The sequence below is a fragment of the Proteiniclasticum sp. genome (assembly GCF_003514505.1).
In the GTDB taxonomy this organism is placed as follows: Bacteria; Bacillota; Clostridia; order Clostridiales; family Clostridiaceae; genus Proteiniclasticum.
In genome coordinates, this window is record NZ_DOPX01000008.1 from 80,979 (window position 1) to 100,022 (window position 19,044).

The 19,044-nt window shown below is 41.6% G+C and carries 19 protein-coding genes and 1 pseudogene; 19 read left to right on the forward strand and 1 reads right to left on the reverse strand.

Features of this window, described 5'->3' with window-relative positions; all coding sequences use genetic code 11:
- Positions 1 to 186: 186 nt before the first annotated feature.
- The 12 genes from glyA (at position 187) to DEF30_RS01690 (ending at position 12,358) form a co-directional block, all read left to right on the forward strand.
- On the forward strand, positions 187 to 1,419 hold the full coding sequence (gene glyA, locus DEF30_RS01635; RefSeq protein ID WP_294095771.1) for a serine hydroxymethyltransferase: 1,233 nt from the start codon (positions 187 to 189) through the stop codon (positions 1,417 to 1,419).
- Positions 1,420 to 1,608: 189 nt separating this feature from the next.
- Positions 1,609 to 2,388 (forward strand): Fe-S cluster assembly ATPase SufC, encoded by a 780-nt coding sequence (gene sufC / locus DEF30_RS01640; protein ID WP_294095772.1) that lies wholly within the window; start codon positions 1,609 to 1,611, stop codon positions 2,386 to 2,388.
- Positions 2,361 to 3,770, forward strand: a complete 1,410-nt coding sequence (sufB, locus tag DEF30_RS01645; RefSeq protein WP_294095775.1) for a Fe-S cluster assembly protein SufB — start codon at positions 2,361 to 2,363, stop codon at positions 3,768 to 3,770. Before sufC ends, sufB begins: the two co-directional genes overlap by 28 nt.
- Positions 3,771 to 3,780: 10 nt before the next feature.
- The gene (sufD, locus tag DEF30_RS01650; protein ID WP_294095777.1) at positions 3,781 to 4,851 is read left to right on the forward strand and encodes a Fe-S cluster assembly protein SufD; all 1,071 of its coding nucleotides are present in this window, start codon (positions 3,781 to 3,783) and stop codon (positions 4,849 to 4,851) included.
- A gap of 1 nt (position 4,852) precedes the next feature.
- Positions 4,853 to 6,076 carry a cysteine desulfurase gene (locus DEF30_RS01655; RefSeq protein ID WP_294095780.1) on the forward strand — a complete coding sequence of 408 codons (1,224 nt, stop codon included), beginning with the start codon at positions 4,853 to 4,855 and terminating at the stop codon, positions 6,074 to 6,076.
- On the forward strand, positions 6,063 to 6,497 hold the full coding sequence (sufU, locus tag DEF30_RS01660; protein ID WP_294095786.1) for a Fe-S cluster assembly sulfur transfer protein SufU: 435 nt from the start codon (positions 6,063 to 6,065) through the stop codon (positions 6,495 to 6,497). The genes DEF30_RS01655 and sufU overlap by 14 nt, the downstream gene beginning before the upstream one ends.
- A 171-nt stretch (positions 6,498 to 6,668) precedes the next feature.
- A complete protein-coding gene (locus DEF30_RS01665) occupies positions 6,669 to 7,178 on the forward strand; it encodes a flavin reductase (RefSeq protein ID WP_031572655.1) in 510 nt (169 codons plus the stop codon).
- Between the two features lie 18 nt (positions 7,179 to 7,196).
- Entirely contained in the window at positions 7,197 to 7,964 is a 768-nt protein-coding gene (locus DEF30_RS01670; protein WP_294095800.1) for a PHP domain-containing protein, read from the forward strand.
- A gap of 34 nt (positions 7,965 to 7,998) precedes the next feature.
- A complete protein-coding gene (locus DEF30_RS01675) occupies positions 7,999 to 8,439 on the forward strand; it encodes a MarR family transcriptional regulator (RefSeq protein ID WP_294095898.1) in 441 nt (146 codons plus the stop codon).
- Between the two features lie 70 nt (positions 8,440 to 8,509).
- Positions 8,510 to 9,139, forward strand: a complete 630-nt coding sequence (locus DEF30_RS01680) for a histidine phosphatase family protein (protein WP_294095803.1) — start codon at positions 8,510 to 8,512, stop codon at positions 9,137 to 9,139.
- Positions 9,136 to 9,909 carry a type I 3-dehydroquinate dehydratase gene (gene aroD, locus DEF30_RS01685; protein ID WP_294095811.1) on the forward strand — a complete coding sequence of 258 codons (774 nt, stop codon included), beginning with the start codon at positions 9,136 to 9,138 and terminating at the stop codon, positions 9,907 to 9,909. Before DEF30_RS01680 ends, aroD begins: the two co-directional genes overlap by 4 nt.
- A 1-nt stretch (position 9,910) precedes the next feature.
- The gene (locus DEF30_RS01690; protein WP_294095814.1) at positions 9,911 to 12,358 is read left to right on the forward strand and encodes a glycoside hydrolase family 3 C-terminal domain-containing protein; all 2,448 of its coding nucleotides are present in this window, start codon (positions 9,911 to 9,913) and stop codon (positions 12,356 to 12,358) included.
- Between the two features lie 40 nt (positions 12,359 to 12,398).
- On the opposite strand, the gene DEF30_RS01695 is transcribed toward DEF30_RS01690, so the two are convergent.
- Complete coding sequence (locus DEF30_RS01695; RefSeq protein ID WP_294095816.1) at positions 12,399 to 12,635, reverse strand: hypothetical protein; 237 nt, start codon at positions 12,633 to 12,635, stop codon at positions 12,399 to 12,401.
- Positions 12,636 to 12,827: 192 nt separating this feature from the next.
- Between DEF30_RS01695 and DEF30_RS01700 the strand changes: the two genes are divergently transcribed.
- From DEF30_RS01700 to tnpA, 7 genes and pseudogenes are all read left to right on the forward strand, one after another.
- Entirely contained in the window at positions 12,828 to 14,099 is a 1,272-nt protein-coding gene (locus DEF30_RS01700) for a replication-associated recombination protein A (RefSeq protein ID WP_294095818.1), read from the forward strand.
- A 71-nt stretch (positions 14,100 to 14,170) separates the two neighbouring features.
- Positions 14,171 to 14,623, forward strand: a complete 453-nt coding sequence (locus DEF30_RS01705; RefSeq protein WP_294095819.1) for an Rrf2 family transcriptional regulator — start codon at positions 14,171 to 14,173, stop codon at positions 14,621 to 14,623.
- Positions 14,613 to 15,770 carry a cysteine desulfurase family protein gene (locus DEF30_RS01710; RefSeq protein WP_294095821.1) on the forward strand — a complete coding sequence of 386 codons (1,158 nt, stop codon included), beginning with the start codon at positions 14,613 to 14,615 and terminating at the stop codon, positions 15,768 to 15,770. The genes DEF30_RS01705 and DEF30_RS01710 overlap by 11 nt, the downstream gene beginning before the upstream one ends.
- A gap of 41 nt (positions 15,771 to 15,811) precedes the next feature.
- Positions 15,812 to 16,891 (forward strand): tRNA 2-thiouridine(34) synthase MnmA, encoded by a 1,080-nt coding sequence (gene mnmA, locus DEF30_RS01715; RefSeq protein WP_294095822.1) that lies wholly within the window; start codon positions 15,812 to 15,814, stop codon positions 16,889 to 16,891.
- Positions 16,892 to 17,014: 123 nt separating this feature from the next.
- Positions 17,015 to 18,184, forward strand: coding sequence for a DUF2812 domain-containing protein (locus tag DEF30_RS01720; protein ID WP_294095824.1), 1,170 nt, complete (start codon positions 17,015 to 17,017; stop codon positions 18,182 to 18,184).
- An 18-nt stretch (positions 18,185 to 18,202) separates the two neighbouring features.
- Positions 18,203 to 18,373 (forward strand): hypothetical protein, encoded by a 171-nt coding sequence (locus DEF30_RS01725; protein ID WP_294095826.1) that lies wholly within the window; start codon positions 18,203 to 18,205, stop codon positions 18,371 to 18,373.
- Between the two features lie 190 nt (positions 18,374 to 18,563).
- Positions 18,564 to 19,037 (forward strand): annotated as a pseudogene (tnpA, locus tag DEF30_RS01730) (IS200/IS605 family transposase).
- Positions 19,038 to 19,044 lie beyond the last annotated feature (7 nt).

Consider the following 19,044-nt stretch of genomic DNA (forward strand, 5'->3'; position numbering starts at 1 on the left):
CAAGTGAAAATATGATCTGTTTTTGAAATAATTGGTAAGAAAACCATTACATATAGGGGGCGAATGCTGTCATCTTCGTAATTCGTGTTTTTCAGTGGATTTTCAATATACAAAAAGAGCATGGATTGATATGATTAAACCGTATGAGTCATTCAATTTAAATAAATATCATTCCAGGGGGTAGAAATGAACAGCAGGTATTTAAAAGAACAGGATGCAGAAATCTTCGAACTCATCGAAGAGGAAGAACAGAGACAGGAGTACAACATTGAACTCATTGCTTCAGAGAATTTCACATCAAAAGCTGTGATGGAAGCTATGGGAACAGCACTGACCAACAAGTATGCAGAGGGATATCCAAATAAGAGATACTACGGCGGATGCCATGTGGTGGATAAGATTGAAACCTTGGCCATTGAGAGAATGAAAGAGCTGTTTCAGGCAGAGCATGCGAATGTGCAGCCTCATTCAGGAAGCCAGGCGAATATGGCAGTATATATGGCGGTTCTAGAACCAGGAGACAAAATACTGGGAATGGACCTTTCCCACGGAGGGCATTTGACCCATGGAAGTCCTGTGAATTTTTCAGGGAAACTGTATGAGTTTGTTTCCTATGGTGTGGATCAGAATGATGAGAGAATTGACTATGATGCATTAAGAGAGCTTGCTTTGAGAGAAAAGCCAAAGATGATTGTTGCGGGAGCTTCTGCTTACCCAAGAGCAATTGACTTTGAGAGAATCGAAAAGATTGCAAGAGAAGTTGAAGCATATTTTATGGTGGATATGGCACACATCGCAGGTCTCATTGCAACAGGCCATCATATGAGTCCTGTACCATACGCGGATTTTGTGACTACTACAACACACAAAACACTGCGAGGCCCAAGAGGTGGGGCAATATTATGTAAAGAAAAATATGCAAAAGCTGTAGATAAGTCTGTTTTTCCAGGAATGCAGGGTGGACCGCTGGAGCATGTGATTGCAGCGAAAGCAGTATGTTTTAAAGAAGCCATGGGAGAAGGTTTTAAAGCCTATATGTCTCAGGTTCTCAAAAATACACAAACACTTGCTGAAAGTCTTACTGCAAAAGGATACAGACTTGTATCCGGGGGGACAGACAACCATCTGGTACTAGTGGATCTTAACAATAAAGACATCACGGGTAAGGATGCAGAGAAGCTTCTGGACTCCATTGGCATCACAACAAACAAAAACACCATTCCCTTTGAGACAAGAAGTCCCTTTGTGACCTCCGGATTAAGAATGGGTTGCGCTGCGGTGACGACTCGAGGATTCAAGGAAGCGGAAATCAGACAGATGGTGGAATATATGGATTATGCCATCATGCATCGAGAAGAGGACCTGAGTTCAATAAAGGAAAAAGTAGCAGATTTGTGCAAAAAGCATCCTCTGTACTAATTAATTGTAAAATTTAATTGTGTAATCGCAAAAAGCCTGAAATCCTTGTGTTTTGGGCTTTTTCATTTTTTTGTCAATGATATTTTTATGAAGAAATGGGTTTCTATGGTTGACGAACCTTAATGAAGAGGTTAAAATGGAAAACAGGTAATATCAGATAAAAATGCTCAGAATTGAAGGAGAGTTAGAATGTCAGAAATGTTAAGAATTACTGGTCTTAAAAGCCAAGTGAATGAAAAAGAAATCTTAAAAGGTCTTGACCTTGTAGTCAACAAAGGAGAAGTTCATGTCATAATGGGACCCAATGGTGCCGGAAAATCAACATTGGCAAATGTGATCATGGGCAGCCCTAAGTATGAAGTGACCGAAGGCAGTATCGTATTTGAGAATGAAGACATCACCGAAGATGCTGTAGATGAGAGAGCTAAGAAAGGAATCTTTTTGTCTTTCCAGGCACCTCAGGAAATACCTGGAATTACCGTTGAAAACTTCTTGAGAGCTGCAAAATCTCAGATTACCGGTGAAAATGTCAAGGCAATTCAGTTTAAGAAGGAACTGAAGGAGAAAATGTCTGAACTGGATATTGACCGTTCCTATGCTCAAAGATATCTCAATATGGGATATTCTGGTGGAGAAAAGAAAAAGAATGAAATTCTTCAGATGAGAATTCTAAACCCTAAGCTGGCAATTCTCGATGAAACAGATTCAGGTCTCGATGTGGATGCTGTTCGAATTGTATCCAAGGGTGTCATAGACTTTAAGAGTGAGAATAACGCAATCCTTATCATTACTCACCACAACAGTATTTTGGAACATCTGAATCCAGATGTAGTCCATGTCATGGTGGATGGAAGAATCGTCGAGACTGGTGACATGTCCCTTGCAAAAGAGATTGAAAAGAATGGGTATGTCAAGTACAGGGATGCGAAAGGTGAGACAGAATGGAAAAAAGAAATAAAACTTATATAGAAGATCTGGACAGAGGCGTTTATGACATAAAAAATGAGTTCAATTATGATTATAAATCCCAGTCAGGTCTGACAGAGGACATCATCCGTGAAATTTCCGCAAAAAAGAATGAGCCGGAATGGATGCTGAACTATAGACTGGAATCTTTGAAGATCTATCATAAGCTGGATGTACCGACTTGGGCACCAGATATATCGGATCTTGATATTGAAAATATCGTCACTTATGTGAAGCCAAAAACGAACCTGAACAGTTCCTGGGAAGATGTGCCACAGGAAATCAAGGATACCTTCGAGCGTCTGGGCATCCCGGAAGCCGAAAGAAAATCACTTGCAGGTGTAGGGGCTCAGTACGACTCTGAAGTGGTATATCATTCCATCAAGGAAGAGCTGGTGAAACAGGGGGTTGTATATACCGATATCGAAACAGCTCTAAGAGAATATGAGGACATTGTAAAAGAGTACTTCATGAAGCTCATCCCAAACACAGACCACAAGTTTGCAGCTCTGCATGGTGCTGTATGGTCAGGTGGTTCTTTTGTGTATGTTCCAGAAGGCGTAAAGCTGGATATTCCTCTTCAATCCTATTTCAGACTGAACGCTCCAGGAGCAGGACAGTTTGAACACACACTGATCATTGTAGAAAAGAATGCGTACTGTCATTTTATTGAAGGATGTTCAGCGCCAAAGTATTCTGTAAATAATCTGCACGCTGGTGCTGTGGAACTGTATGTTAAAGAAGGAGCGACACTTCGTTACTCCACCATTGAGAACTGGTCTAAAAATATGTACAATCTCAATACCAAGCGATCTGTTGTGGATAAGGACGGAACCATCGAGTGGGTGTCTGGATCTTTCGGATCCAAAGTATCCATGCTTTATCCTATGAGTATCCTTAGAGGAGAACGTGCTAGAGCTGAGTTCACAGGAGTTACTTTCGCAGGAAAGGGCCAGCTTCTTGATACAGGCTCCAAGGTTGTTCATGCGGCGCCTTATACTACTTCTACAGTAAACTCCAAGTCCATATCAAAATCAGGCGGACAGGCGATCTACAGAGGCCTTCTGAGAGTTGCGCCTAACGCTTATGGATCAAAGTCTACGGTTACTTGTGAATCGCTGATGCTGGATAATATCTCAAGATCTGATACCATTCCTGTCATTGATATCCAGAATGATGACGTGGATCTGGGACATGAAGCTAAGATCGGAAGAATTTCCGAAGAAGCCATTTTCTATCTGATGACGAGAGGAATCTCTGAAGAAGAAGCAAAGGCCATGATTGTAAGAGGATTTGTGGAGCCTATTTCCAAGGAACTTCCTTTGGAATATGCAGTAGAAATGAACAATCTGATTACACTGGAACTAGAAGGAACGATAGGATAGAGGTGGATTGATGAGCGTAATGAAAGAAACATATAATGTACTGCCCAGACTGTCTTTCAGATGGGTAAAAGCAAATGAGCTGCTTCTGAATCCAGTAGAAGTGGAACGGGAAAAAGCGTACGAATACAAGTCCATACTGGGGGATTCCTATTCTCCATTGACTAATGAAGATCTGCCGCTTTCACCGGACTTCAAGGGTGTAAATCCTGATATGGTGGCCATGGCTGAAAACAGTCACAATGCAGGGGTATTCATTCATATACCTGCAGGTGAAGAGAAAGAGATGCATATTTCGCATGTCCTCACAGAAACAAACAATACACTCATTGAAAAGAATGTGATTATTCTGGACAAGGGTGCAAAAATGAATCTAGTCATGGATTATTCTTCCGATGATAGTGTGACGTACTCTAATATCCTGAATAAGGTCAGCGTTGCCGAGGGTGCAGAACTGAACATCATCAAGATCCAGAGGCTGAATTCCCATTCAAGACATCTGGAGTCGAGATTCTCCACAGTTGCGGAATCTGGAAAAGTCAATTATATTTCTGTTGAGATTGGCGGAAAAGAAGCTGTTGTGAACTATATGACAGATCTTAAAGGTGATGAGGCAGAAGGACATGTGAAGAGCGTCTACCTTGGTTTTGGTGAGAGAGTATTAGATCTTTCCCATCATATGAATCATTTCGGCAAGAGAACAAACTCAGACATGATTTTTAAAGGTGCCTTAAAAGACCGTGCAAAGAAGGCCTTCAGAGGAACATTGGATTTCAAGAATGGATCTACCCATTCTGAAGGAAATGAGGAAGAGTTTACAATTCTTCTCAGCCCGAAGGTAAAATCCTATGCAATTCCACTGCTTCTCTGCCGTGAAGATGATGTCATCGGAAATCACGCAGCATCCAATGGACAAATTGATGAAGAAAAGTTATTCTATATTATGTCCAGAGGTATGAGCGAAGCGGAAGCGAAGAAGATTATCATCGAGTCCCATATCAGACCGATCATTGATCTTATTCCTGTAGAATCCATCAAAGATATCGTTCTGAATGCTGTGGAACATGAATTAACAGGTGAGTAAATTGAGAAATTTTAGAGAAGATTTTCCGATTCTTAATGAGGAAGTCCGTGGTCAGAAGCTGATTTATTTAGACAGTGCTGCCACATCTCAAAGACCTCTTAAAGTTTTAGAGGCAGTCATGAAATACGACAAAGAGGAGAATGGGAATCCCCACAGGGGTTCCCATACCTTGAGTATGAGAGCGACAGAAGCATTTGAGTCCGTACGTGAAAAGGTTCAGATGTTTTTAAATGCACGCTCCACCAAGGAAATCATCTTCACGAAAAATGCTACCGAAGCCATCAATTTGGTGGCTTATAGCTATGCTCTAAATAAAATCAGCCAAGGAGACAATATGGTGATCTCCATTGCAGAGCACCATGCAAATTTTGTGACCTGGCAGCAGATTGCAAAAAAAAATGGTGCTGAGCTGCGTTTTATGTACGTGGATGAGCAGGGGAGACTTCCCTTGGAAGAACTTCATAAAATTGATCAGAATACAAAACTAGTCGCATGCACCCATATGTCTAATGTTCTAGGCAGCATATTCCCTGTAAAAGAAGTCATTGCGAAGGCACATGAAGTGAATGCAAAAATACTGATAGATGGTGCTCAAGCCGTACCGCACATGGCTGTGGATGTACAGGACCTGGATTGTGATTTTTATGTCTTCTCCGGTCATAAAATGTACAGCCTCATGGGTGTAGGTGTTCTTTATGGAAAAGAAGAGATTCTTGAAAACATGGAACCGTTCCTTTTTGGAGGAGACATGATTGAGTATGTCTATGAAGAAGAGACTTCATTTAATGAACTTCCTTTCAAGTTTGAAGCAGGAACCCAAGGTGTAGAAAGCATTGTCTCATTAGGAGCTGCGATAGACTATTTGAATGATGTTACGTATTCAGTGATTCATGAAAAAGAAATGGAACTTACAGAGTATGCCTTAGAAAAACTCTTGAAACTCGACTACATCAAAATAGTGGGGCCAAAAGATATGAAAGATCGAGGTGCTGTCGTCAGTTTTGTGGTAGATGGGGTTCATCCTCATGATGTATCCATGATTCTTGACCATTATGGAGTAGGTGTCCGAGCGGGACATCACTGTGCTCAGCCACTACTAAGGTATCTCAAGGTGTTTACCTGTTCCAGAGCCAGCTTTGCTTTTTATAATACGAAAGAGGAAATAGATGTTTTCGTGGATAAACTGGATGAAGTAAGGAGGGTGATGGGATATGGACCTAAGTAATCTCTACACAGAAGTAATTCTAGAACACAATAAGGAAACCAAAAACAGACGGGAAATCCAAGGATATACGCACAAAGAGCGGGGGCACAATCCCAGCTGTGGTGATGACATTACTGTAGAGGCAAAGATTGAAAATGGCATTATTGTTGACCTTGCCTATAATGGGCATGGCTGCTCCATCAGTCAGGCTTCTGCTTCTATGATGACAGATCTTCTCACCGGCAAAACGGTGGAAGAGGCCATGGAGCTTATCCGAATTTTCCTTGCCATGATCAAAAGAGAAATTCAGGATATTGATTACCTGGAAGATGTGCTGGATGAGGCATCCATACTGCAAGGGATATCTAATCTTCCTGCCCGTGTGAAATGTGCAGTTCTAGCATGGCATACACTGAAAGAAGCAATAGATCAGAAAAATTGATCTGTGGACCAGTCGAGGTTTTGGCTGGTTCATTTTTGTATCTGCGACAGAAGAATGGCTGATAATAGCCAGAATTGTAGATTTTTTATTAATAATTATATATTTTACCCAATTGATTTGGGGATAAGGTATAATGAAAGAAGAATTGAAATATTTGGAGGTTTTTTAGTTATGGCAGTTGAATTCATCCGTTATTTGGATAAAAGCATCAAGTATCTGCACAGACAAGGCGCGTTCCTGACAGTAAAAAAGGGAGATGAAATCAATGTGAGCACTATCAGCTGGGGCAACATCGGTTTTGAATGGGGTCGTCCTGTTTTCACGATTCTTGTTAGAAGCTCAAGACATAATCATACACTGCTCCAGGACAACACTGAGTTTACAGTATCGATACCTACCACTTCCACAATGAAGAAAGCACTGAATGCAGTTGGGACAGTTTCAGGTAGAGATACGGATAAATGGTCCATCGCAAACATTACACAGTACAAAGCAAAAACAATGGAGACCCCTGTAGTAAAGGAAGCGAATATCTTCTATGAGTGTAAAATTATTTACAATCATAAGGTGGATCCAAAGCTTCTTCGTGGGGATGTTGATACCACAAGCTACATGGATGGGGACTATCATGAGATATTTTATGGAGAAATTGTTTCTTCCTACACAAAAGATGATCTATAAATCAAAGGATGAGTATAAATGATTTTTGATACACATATGCACACTGAGTTTTCTTTTGATTCCAATGAGAAAATCGAAAGACTTCTGGAAGCTTCAGAAAAGAAAAATCTGGGCATTATTACTACTGAGCATAAGGACCTGAACTATGAGGAAGTCGGCGGATTTCCCATTGACTTCAATGTGGATGAGTATTTCGAAGCATATGAAAAACATAGAAGCGACCGCTACCTTATGGGGATTGAAATGGGCTTGGACCAACGCTATACGGGTGAGCTCAAAAAGATTGCAGACTCTTACGAGTTTGATATGATCATTGGGTCCCTTCATACCATGAAGGGGTTCAATCTCTCTTCCCGAAAGTATCTGAGAACAGTGGAGGAGCGTGTGTTCTACAAAGAATACCTGCTTTATGCAAAAGACATGATCAAGGAGAATTTCTTTATCAACTCCTTTGCGCATTTTGATTATCCGACAAGGTATTCACCTTATAAAGAGCTGAAGTATGAGGACTATCCAGAGGAGTTTAAAGCACTCTTCCAAACCATGGTCCAACAGGACGTTACTTTGGAGATGAATCTGAAGCGTCCATTGACAGGAGATGTCCTTGACTCCTTCAGAAGTGTTTTTAAAGGGTATTATGATTGCGGCGGGCGTTTTGTCACCTTGGCTTCTGATGCACATTCAGCAGAAGATATCGGGAGAAACTTTGAAGAAGCTCAGCAACTCGTAGATGATATTGGATTAAAGATTTGTTATTATAAGAGAAGAAAGCGGATAACAGACTAGAATTTGCAAATACCGGAAAAAGAAGGTGATTCTCATCAAACAAAGCAAAATTGTCTTAAATGAGTTATTAGTGGATCTTTTTCATGATATTCTTGAGATTGAGGAAAAATCACTCCGAGATAATGGGAGTGATTTGACCATGACCGAAATGCATACCATCCATGCGGTGGGAGATGACCGCCCTAGAACCATGTCAGAGGTTGCAAAGGATCTCAATATTACCATGGGTACACTAACAACGGGGATCGATAAGCTGATCAAGAAAGGTTATGTGATCCGAAAGAGGACTGAGGAAGATAAAAGAGTGGTACTTGTAGAGCTGACGGAAAAAGGAATCGAAGCAAAGAAAATGCACGATGAGTTTCACCAGGATATGATACGCAGTGTCATCGACAGCTTGGATGGTGATGAAGAGAGTATACTCACCGAAGCATTGAAGAAACTGATACAGTTTTTTCAGGAAAAATATCACTGATAAGAATATTTATTTTTAGGAGTAGTAGGGAAAAGCGTGCTTTTCCCTATTGTTATAGGGAGGTTATTTTTTGGAAATTATTTTTGTAAGGCATGGGGAGTCCGAAGCAAATCTGTTGGAACTGATGTATGGCTCCAGTGATTATGGACTCACTGATAGAGGGAGAACTCAGGCGAAAAAAGCGGGAGAGATTTTGAACTCCATGGGATATCATCCGGATCGCATCATTGTTTCTTCACTGAAAAGAACCCATGAAACACTAGAGAGTATGGGCTTTTCTGTAGGAGAAGCATTCAGGGACAGCCGTCTGGACGAAAGACATTTGGGAGACTTGGAGGGACTTGAGTTCAGACACATCCATAAAGAGTATCCGAATCTATTCAAAGAGTGGAATGAAGACTGGCTTCATTATAAGCCCGGAGGTGGAGAAAGCCATCTGGAGTTCCAGACTAGAGTACGCTCATTTCTTACGGAGCTTCTGGATTCCCATGAAGACGGAGAGAAGATACTGGCGGTGTGTCATGGTGGCACCATGAAGACAATTTTTTCGGAAATTTTTCAGTATGAAGAAGAGCATTTCTTTACGCTGGAAGTCTACAACTGCTCACTGATGAGATTCAGGAAAGGGGAAAAAGGCTTAATCTTTGATGCCCTTTACAATGTGGATGACTTTGTCCAAAGAGGTGTGGAAAACCCATGAAGAGAAAATCATGCGGGAACATCGTGCTTGAAGACGGAAGCTTTCACATATGTGCAACGTTGACTTCTGGAACGATTCATAGTCTCAAGAAGGATCTTCAGGATCTTACAATAAATGAGCCTGCTGTTATAGAGTGGCGAGCGGATTATTTAATGGAAAACCTCACAGAAGAGAATATTGTTGAGGGGCTGATGCTGATCCGAAAAACCCACTCCAGAACCCCACTGATTTTCACCTTAAGAAAAGAGAGTGAAGGGGGCGTTTGGGGTCTTACAGAAGAAGAACTTTATCGGCTACGCCTCTGTGCCGCTGAGACGGGGCTTTTGGATCTCATGGATATTGAGATGTCTTCACTGCTAACAGATTCTGAGAAGGTATTCTCCTACGAGTCTTTGATCCGGTCCTTGAAGTCAAGGAGAATGCTTCTCATTCTTTCGTATCATGATTTTACCGGAGTACCAGATCAGGATGCGCTGATCCAAATGGTTCAAAAGATGACGGAAGAAGATGCAGACATTACAAAGATTGCTGTGATGGTTATGGGAGAAGAGGATATGAACCTCTTAAAAGAAGTATCAGCAAGACTTAGAGAAGAACCTGGGGTACCACATATTCTTATTGGCATGGGAGAGTTGGGGGTGGAAACCCGATATAACAAGAAAGATTTTTCCAGTGTGCTCACCTATGCCTATGTGGGAGAAAAATCTTCACCAGGGCAGATTTCAATAACAGATCTGAAACATCTTTTAGAGATAAACAAAGGAGAATAAAATGAGTACAATCCATGATCTTCTGCAGAAAATGACTTTAAAGGAAAAAATCAGTATCACCAGCGGATTTGACACGTGGAGACTGAAGGGGTTTGAATCGCTTGGTATTCCGAAGATTACAGTGTGTGATGGTCCTCATGGGCTGAGGCACCAGGAGGAGGGACAGGACCACCTGGGCATCAATGAAAGCAACCCTTCCACCTGTTTTCCGCCTGCCTGTCTATCTGCGGCTTCCTTCGATGAAGATCTTCTGTTTGAAATGGGACAGGCCATCGGATTTGAAGCGCTCAGTCAGAATGTGCAGGTGGTGCTTGGTCCTGGCGTGAATATAAAAAGGAATCCGCTTTGCGGAAGGAATTTTGAGTATTTTTCTGAGGACCCTGTGCTGGCTGGGAAAATGGCAGCAGGGTGGATCAAAGGTGTGCAGTCTATGGGTGTAGGGACAAGTCTTAAACACTTCGCTTTGAACAGTCAAGAACTGAACCGGATGAAGTCTGACAGTATCACCGATGAGAAAGCGAAGTTTGACATCTATCTGAAAGCCTTTGAGATTCCGCTGAAAACAGCGGGTCCTATGACTGTAATGGGATCCTATAACCTGGTGGATGGCATCTATGCTAGTGAGAACAAGTGGCTTATAGAAGAAGTGCTGAGAAATAAATTTGGATTTCAAGGTCTCCTTATGACGGACTGGGGAGCAATGAATGATAAGATCTCTTCATTGATGGCAGGACTTGATCTGGAGATGCCTGGTAGTTCAGGATATTTTGATGAGGAACTGGAAGAAGCCATCAAAGACGGAAGGCTTAAAGAGGCGTATCTTGATCAAGCGGTCATCAGAATTCTTCAGCTCATTACGACAGTAACGGAAGAACGACAAAAAGCTCTGGCGTCTGTAGGTCCACTGGTGAAATCATCTGTTGATATAGAGAAACATCATGGTCTTGCAAAAAAAATCGCCATGGAGTCTATGATTCTTCTTAAAAATGATAGAAAAACCCTTCCGGTTTCTGAAAATACGGACAGAGCGATCTATCTGGTGGGTGCACTTGCTAAATATCCAAGGTATCAAGGGGCTGGTAGCTCCCACATCAATCCCTACAAGGTCACATCTCTTCTGGAAAGTCTTGAGAAAGAAGCACTCAAGATGCAGTATTTTGAAGGGTACTCCCTTGGCTCAGATGAAATTCTTGATGAAACGGAAGAACTGATCCAGACACTCAAGAAAGATGATGTGGTGATTATTGCAGCAGGACTGCCAGACTCTTATGAATCAGAAGGATTTGACCGAAAGCATATGAGGCTGCCTGAAAACCAGAACGCACTGATCCGATCCATTGGAGCGAAGTCAGACCATGTGGTTGTAGTTCTTTTTGGAGGTTCACCTGTGGAATTGCCTTGGCTGGATAATATTTCTTCTTTACTGCATGCCTATCTACCAGGTCAAGCTGGGGGAGAAGCCGTGACTGATCTTTTATTGGGACGCCATAACCCTTCAGGGAAACTTCCTGAAACATATCCTCTCCAGTATGAAGATCACATCACCTCACCATACTATGGGAAGGATCCTTACCTTGCTCCTTATCTTGAAGGTATTTACGTAGGGTACCGTTACTTTGATAAAGCCAATAGGAGAGTTCAGTTTCCATTTGGACATGGTTTATCTTATACTACATTCAGTTTTTCCAGATTATCCATAAACCGGTCTACCATTGATTTTAACGAAGACAAGGCAGTTGAAGTGCGTTTTTATGTGAAGAACATAGGGGAAAGAGCTGGCAAAGAGGTCTGTCAGCTGTATCTTGCGAGGAAAGGAAGTCCATCCTACAGGGTCGATAAAGCCTTGAAAGCTTTCTGCAAGATCAAACTGGAACCTGGGGAAGAGAAAGAAATATTGATGGTGCTCCATGAAGATGAGTTCAAGGAATATGACCTGAATCAGAAGAAAGAGGTCCTTTATGGCGGTGAGTATATCCTTTATGTCGGCAGCTCTTCTCAGGAACTTCCATTAAGTGCTTCTCTAGAAATTAAAAGTTCTGTTTTAGACACCTTTGAAGCACCTGCTTTCTATATGGATGTGAAAGGTGCGCCAGAACCTGAACAGTTTGAGACGCTAATTGGGAGAAAACTCCCTGTGATGGGACCTAGCAAGCCATTTACCGTCAACCATACACTGGAAGAGATGAAAGATGTCCCTCAGATGAAATATCTCATAAGAAAACTGGAAGGAGTGCTACGGAAGGCTTCAGGGGCCACCAGTGACAATGATGATGCGTACCGTGTAATGCATGCGATGTTTATGCAGACTCCAATCAAAAGGTTATCTCTTGTGGCACCGGATAAAATGCCGAAGCATCTGGGAGAAACTTTGGTTCATGTCGCCAATGGGCGCTTTCTAAAAGGGCTCCAGTCGGCTTTAAAAAGAAAGTCTACAATCGATCATCCATAAAAAAAACAGTCATCGCCAGATCATGGACGATGACTGTTTTTTACTCTTTGGGCTGATCTGAAGGTATACTGCTATCACTTCCTGGCTCTGAATGCTCTTCTTCAAACTTCTTTGCTTCTTTCGCAAGTTCAAGAGCTTTTTTGCGTTTTTCCTTCAGTTCTTTTCTCTTTTTCTTCTGATAATCAAAATTTGGTTTGTAGACCAGATACAACCCAGAAACAGCACCTATGTAGATTAGTAGGCCTACCAACAGTGCGATATAAAATTTCGTCTCCATGGGGATCACCTTTCAGAATGATCGTATAGTGAAAACATGATCATTCATCCTTTCTTTCATGTTCTTGCCTCATGGCAGGAATGTTACGTTGCAGCAAAGTTTTCTTGATTTATTATAGCACTGTTTTCCACTGGTGATGAAGTCCATTATTGAAGAAACATGGTATAATCTGATAAGGTGGTGAGTATTTTTATGGAACCTTTAGCCAGTCTTTTGAGACCTAAAACATTAGGGGAAGTATTGGGCCAGAGTCACCTGATTGGAGAAGGAAAACTTCTGACCAGTATGGTGAAGAGCAATACGTTGATGAATATGATTTTTTATGGTCCTCCTGGAATAGGAAAAACGACCGTTGCAAGACTCCTTGCGGATCTGACAGACAGGAAGTTCATTGCGCTGAATGCTTCAACGGATTCTCTGAAAGATGTGAAGAACGCTCTTGAAGAGCTGAATATGTTTATGGGCCAAAAAGGCCTGTTACTGTATATTGATGAGATTCATCTTTTCAACAGAAGAAATCAGCAGATTCTTCTGGATTATATGGAAAGCGGTAGAGTGATTCTAATTGGTTCGACAACAGAAAATCCCCATTTTGCTGTTTTTAAAGCGCTTGTGAGCAGGTCAATTATTGTGGAGTTCAAACCTCTGTCCTTTCAGGAGATCATAGAAGGCCTTGAGAGGGGGATTTTGTTTTACAAGGAAAACCATAAGGTGGAATCGATAGAGGTCTCTGAAGGTGTTTTAAGAGCTCTAGCAAGCCTTTCAGGTGGAGACATGAGGAAAGGGCTGAATAATCTTGAACTTCTTTTCCTGGCCAAAGAGCGATTGAACCAGAAAGTGCTTCAGATAACAGAAGAAGATGCCGAGAGAATTCTTCAGCGGAAGATGATCAACTTTGATTTGGATGGAGACGAGCATTATGATCTTCTCAGTGCATTCCAGAAATCCATTAGGGGCAGTGATGAAAATGCAGCGCTGCTTTACCTTGCAATGCTTCTGAAAGGAGGAGATCTGATTTCTGTAAACCGGAGACTTCTTGTCATTGCAGCCGAAGATATTGGTCTTGCGAATCCTCAGGCAATTGCCATAGTGAAGGCCTGTACAGACGCAGCTCTTGTATTGGGGCTTCCTGAAGCGCGGATTCCGCTGGCGCAAGCAGTCTTGCTCCTTGCCACTTCACCAAAGTCCAATTCCGTTGTGACTGCTGTGGATGCTGCCAATGGAGCACTGGAGTCTGCAACTTCCCTGGAGATTCCAGCTCATTTGAGGGATGGACATTATGAAGGCGCCAAAGCCATGGGAAGAATGCAGAAATATAAGTATCCTCATGCATTTAAGAATAATTATGTGAAACAGGAGTATTTGCCAAAAGAATTGCGTCATAAGCAGTTTTATGAGCCTGGAGCCAATAAATACGAAGAAGCTACAAGGGCATACTGGAAGCAGATCAAGGAAGAAAAGTGATCTTTTAAAAAGTTGACACTTTTAGTCGGAATTGATACAATTTATGGATGATAAGCCTTGGAGGTGTAACATTGAAACTTTCAACAAAAGGAAGATACGGAGTAAAAGCGATGATGGATCTGGCGGTTCATTATGGTGAGCTACCAATCTCAATTAAAAGCATCTCAGAACGTCAGGGAATTTCTGAGTATTATCTGGAGCAGCTTTTCGCGCCTTTAAGAAGAGCAAAACTTGTGAAGAGTGTACGAGGTGCTCAAGGAGGATATATCTTGAATAAACTGCCTAAAGACATCACGATTCTTGAAATCATGGATGTGCTGGAAGGGCCGGTGGAGATTTCTGAGTGTCTCACCAATGATGAGTGTGATTATCTTGATATTTGTGCAACAAGAGTACTGTGGAGAAAAATCAGAGACTCCATCAATTCTGTCATGGCAGGCATCACACTTCAGGATATGCTGAACGACTATAAGTCCATGCAGGCAACCCCAATCAACGAAAGGATTTTCATTCATGAGCAGTAGACAAATCTATCTGGACAATGCAGCAACAACAAAAATGGATACGGATGTCTTTCGTGCCATGACGCCATACTTTTCAGAGCATTATGGGAATCCATCTTCGGTGTACTCTTTCGCAAGAGAGAACAAGTCCGCCATGAAAAGGACCAGGGATATTGCTGCAAAGATCATTCATGCAAAGGCGAAGGACATCTATTTCACATCCGGTGGTACAGAAGCCATCAACTGGGCTCTAAAAGGTGTCTATTTTTCACAAAGAGATAAAGGAAATCATATTATTTCGGTGAAAACAGAACATCATGCAACCCTCCATGCCCTTGATTTTCTGGAAAAGATGGGTGCACGTGTTACCTATCTCGATGTCAATGAGGAAGGTGCTATAGATCTAGTGAGCCTCAAGGAAGCCATGGGGAGCGAAACAATCCTTGTAAGCATCATGGCGGCGAACAATGAGATCGGAACGATGATGCCCTTAAAAGAAATCGGTTGTCTTTGCAAAGAGAAGGGAATCATTTTTCATACTGATGCGGTACAGGCCATTGGGGCTATGAACATTGATGTGGAAGAGATGCATATTGATTTTTTATCCGCTTCTGCTCATAAATTTCATGGGCCAAAAGGGATAGGGTTTCTCTATGCCAGAAGCGGCATTGTTTTTGAAAATCTGATTCATGGGGGCAATCAGGAACGGGGAAGACGTTCAGGCACGGAAAACGTGGCAGGGATTGTTGGAATGGGGAAGGCCTTAGAAATTCTCATGGCCGAAATGGATGAGAAAAATGAGAAACTGAAGAGCTTGCGGGATCTGCTTCTGAATGAGCTTCTTCTCATTGAGGATACAAAACTCAATGGTCCGGACAAATCCGGCAGACTCCCCAATAATGTGAATGTTTCATTTAAAGGTGTGGATGGGGAGAGCTTGCTTCTTAATCTGGATTTAGCTGGAATTCTTGCATCCTCAGGCAGTGCCTGCACATCAGGAGCCATTGATGCATCTCATGTACTTCAGGCAATCAATGTGCCAGAGGAATATATTCATGGAAGTCTGAGACTTTCGGTATCAAAATACAATACAGAAGATGAAATTCAGGACGCGGTGGAGAAAATCCGTGAAACGGTGATGAGACTCCGAAAGCTAAGTCGGAGATGATCCTTGTTCGTGTGTGTTAAAGTAAGAAAAAAGGTGAAGAAATGAAAAAAAGAGTAGTACTTGGTATGTCTGGCGGAGTAGATTCTGCTGTTGCGGCATATCTTTTAAGAGAACAGGGTTATGAGGTCATTGGTGTCACCATGCAGGTTTGGCAGGATGACAACGGATTTAAGGAAAGGGAAGGAGGCTGCTGCTCCCTTTCTGCTGTGGACGATGCAAGAATGGTAGCGGATACGCTGGAAATTCCTTTCTATGTGATGAACTTCAAAGAAGTGTTCCGTGAGAAAGTTATTGACTACTTTATGGAAGAATATATTGATGGCCGTACACCTAATCCGTGTATCGCCTGCAACAAATATATCAAGTTTGATGAGCTTCTCCATAGAGCTGAAACCTTAGGTGCAGATTATGTGGCAACGGGACATTATGCGAAGATCTATGAAAAGGATGGTCGTATGGTCATTGAAAAGGCAGAAGATGATACAAAGGATCAAACCTATGCCCTCTATAATCTGACCCAGGAGCAGCTGAGGAAAACACTGATGCCATGCGGAGAATACCGCAAGACCAGAATCCGTGAGATCGCAAAAGAAATGGATCTTGGCGTTCATAATAAAAAAGACTCTCAGGAAATCTGCTTCATTGATGACAATAATCATGGGCGATATATTTATGAAAAGAAACCTGAACTTAGGGTTCCAGGAAATTTTGTGGATCCGGAAGGAAATGTTCTTGGGCAGCATAAAGGAATCGCTTATTATACCATCGGTCAGAGAAAAGGCTTGGGCCTCTCTATCGGGAGACCGGTGTTCATCTCTTCTATCAATAAGGATACGCATGAAATCGTTCTGACGGATGAGTCGGCACTCTTTAAGAGCACCCTTGTGGCAGACCAGGTGAATTGGGTTTCTATAGAACAGATCAGAGAACCTTATACAGCTACCGCGAAGATCCGATATTCTGCGAAACCAGCTGTTTGCACCATCTATCCATTAGAAGGCAACAGAGTAAAAGTAGTTTTTCAGGAGAAGCAGAGAGCCATGACCAAAGGACAGGCGGTTGTGTTCTATGAAGACAATCTTGTTCTAGGTGGCGGCACCATTTATGAAGTAGAAGAGTAATGAAGGGAGATGTGTGAAAACGCATCTCTTTTTTATGCCCCTGTTGACCCTGCTATTGTTTTTGAATTATGATAGAAATATAGAAATATATTTAGAAAATAAGATATATAGAGGAGAGGGGATATGAGTAGTACTAAAAGATTCTGGCTGCCCTATGCATCCTATGACATGGCAAATATTAAAAACTGGCTGGAGGAGAAAGCGGAGGACGGATACATCCTAAAAAAGATGAAATCAAATTTCCCGGTGTTTCGGGAAGCAGAACGTGGATCCTCCATCAAGTATCATCTGGAGCCGACGGTAAAGGATCGCAGCAAACCTCCTGAAGAAATCATAGAGACTCGAAAACAGCGGGGGTGGCAGTATGCAGGGACACTACCGGATTTTTTTCATGTCTATTATGCAGAAAAGGGAACAAGTGAGTTTAATCATCAGCCTGAGGATATCACCCATAAACTCAGAGAGAAGCTGAGAAGCGATAAGAAATCCCTGCTTCTTCAAATACCGTTATCTCTTCTAGTCGTTTTAAGTGATATGATCAATGCCTTCAGTTCCCAACAACCTTTATTATGGTTTTATATAAATTTTAACTGGTATCATATAGTGATTATATTGATATTCATATTATCTGGTTCATTTAAGATTTTAGCGTATCTAAGACTGAAAGAGTTCGTAAAGCCCTCTGGAGAAAGGAAGGAGAATGGGGGAGCTTCTTCTGTGATAAAAATCCTTGGGTATGCTGGGGATGCTCTGATCATGCTCTTTCTGCTTATTTTTGCTTATGAGGCACTTTGGGGAGATTTGAGCAAGGATGGTGCATATACAGTAGAGCAGCAGCGGGGTTATCCAATGCAGGTGCTGCAGCTCACAGAGGATTATTATCATGCGCAGCATTCTGAGGAAAATGATGGAAGAAGTCCTTATGTCTGGACAAGAAGCAGTTTGCTTTTGAATAAACAGTTGTATTCATCCTATTTGTCTTATGAGTATTATAGATATAACGAATTCTCAGTGGAGTATTATCGTGGAGTAACAGAAGATATACGAGAAAGTTTTCAGAGAGAGCTGGTTGAGGGTATCCAAAAAACTGAGAAGGGTTCTTTATCCTCAGAAGATATAGATGGGATGAGGGTACTTTTTCTGAAGACACATGAGCTGGTTTATTCCTTTTATGCTTTTGAAGAACATCTAATATTTATGAGGACGCCAATGGATTTTTGGAGTGTTGAATACAGCGCCTCATACTTCGAAGCGTTTCAGGAGGACCTGAAAACCTTGGAAAAAGGAGAATAGGAAAGGATGGAGTATAAAATGAAACAGAGAACTTTAGGGATAATACTGTTGTTCCTTGCCGTTGTTCTTTTCTATTATTTTGTTTTTACAAATGAAACGTTCCTGATATTTGCTATCATGCTGATTATGGTTCTGTGGCTTCAGCTCTCTGGCGGCTGGAAGCCGAAAAGAAAAAGCAAAAAGAAATAAGAAAAAGCTCAGGGTGCCTGAGCTTTTTACTTGTGTCACTTTAGTGCGTTTCAAATGGAACATTTGAAACAAATAAACCACCTGCTATGCAGGTGGACAAAGAAAGCTTAAGCTTTAAGAACAAAAACTCCTATGATAGAATTTAGTAAGGCCGCAAACCGAACTAAAAAATAACATAGGAGGTGTCCAAGTGGACAAAAACAGTTTAGCACATACTACGTGGAATTGTAAGTATCATGTAGTGTTTGCACCTAAGTATCGAAGAAGAGTAATTTATGGAAATCTCAAGGTTGAAATAGGACAAATTTTGAGAGATTTGTGCAACAGAAAAGGAATTATCATACATGAGGCAGAAGCGTGTCCGGATCACATCCACATGCTGATAAGTATCCCGCCTAAATATAGCGTATCATAAGTGATGGGGTATTTGAAAGGTAAAAGTTCACTGATTATCTTTGATAGGCATGCAAATTTGAAATATAAATACGGATCCAGGCACTTTTGGTGCAGAGGGTACTTTGTAGATACAGTTGGGAAAAATGCAAAGAAAATTGAGCAGTATATAAAAAATCAGCTACAAGAAGATATGGTAGCTGATCAGATAAGTATTAAAGAATATATTGACCCGTTTACGGGTGAGCCAGTAGAAAAAACGAAGAAATAGTGGCTGG

Coding starts and splice junctions, on each gene's coding strand:
- glyA (WP_294095771.1), top strand. CDS start 187: ATGAACAGCAGGTATTTAAAAGAACAGGATGCAGAAATCTTCGAACTC.
- sufC (WP_294095772.1), top strand. CDS start 1,609: ATGTCAGAAATGTTAAGAATTACTGGTCTTAAAAGCCAAGTGAATGAA.
- sufB (WP_294095775.1), top strand. CDS start 2,361: ATGGAAAAAAGAAATAAAACTTATATAGAAGATCTGGACAGAGGCGTT.
- sufD (WP_294095777.1), top strand. CDS start 3,781: ATGAGCGTAATGAAAGAAACATATAATGTACTGCCCAGACTGTCTTTC.
- sufU (WP_294095786.1), top strand. CDS start 6,063: ATGGACCTAAGTAATCTCTACACAGAAGTAATTCTAGAACACAATAAG.
- DEF30_RS01665 (WP_031572655.1), top strand. CDS start 6,669: ATGGCAGTTGAATTCATCCGTTATTTGGATAAAAGCATCAAGTATCTG.
- DEF30_RS01670 (WP_294095800.1), top strand. CDS start 7,197: ATGATTTTTGATACACATATGCACACTGAGTTTTCTTTTGATTCCAAT.
- aroD (WP_294095811.1), top strand. CDS start 9,136: ATGAAGAGAAAATCATGCGGGAACATCGTGCTTGAAGACGGAAGCTTT.
- DEF30_RS01690 (WP_294095814.1), top strand. CDS start 9,911: ATGAGTACAATCCATGATCTTCTGCAGAAAATGACTTTAAAGGAAAAA.
- DEF30_RS01695 (WP_294095816.1), bottom strand. CDS start 12,635: ATGGAGACGAAATTTTATATCGCACTGTTGGTAGGCCTACTAATCTAC.
- DEF30_RS01700 (WP_294095818.1), top strand. CDS start 12,828: ATGGAACCTTTAGCCAGTCTTTTGAGACCTAAAACATTAGGGGAAGTA.
- DEF30_RS01710 (WP_294095821.1), top strand. CDS start 14,613: ATGAGCAGTAGACAAATCTATCTGGACAATGCAGCAACAACAAAAATG.
- mnmA (WP_294095822.1), top strand. CDS start 15,812: ATGAAAAAAAGAGTAGTACTTGGTATGTCTGGCGGAGTAGATTCTGCT.
- DEF30_RS01720 (WP_294095824.1), top strand. CDS start 17,015: ATGAGTAGTACTAAAAGATTCTGGCTGCCCTATGCATCCTATGACATG.
- DEF30_RS01725 (WP_294095826.1), top strand. CDS start 18,203: ATGAAACAGAGAACTTTAGGGATAATACTGTTGTTCCTTGCCGTTGTT.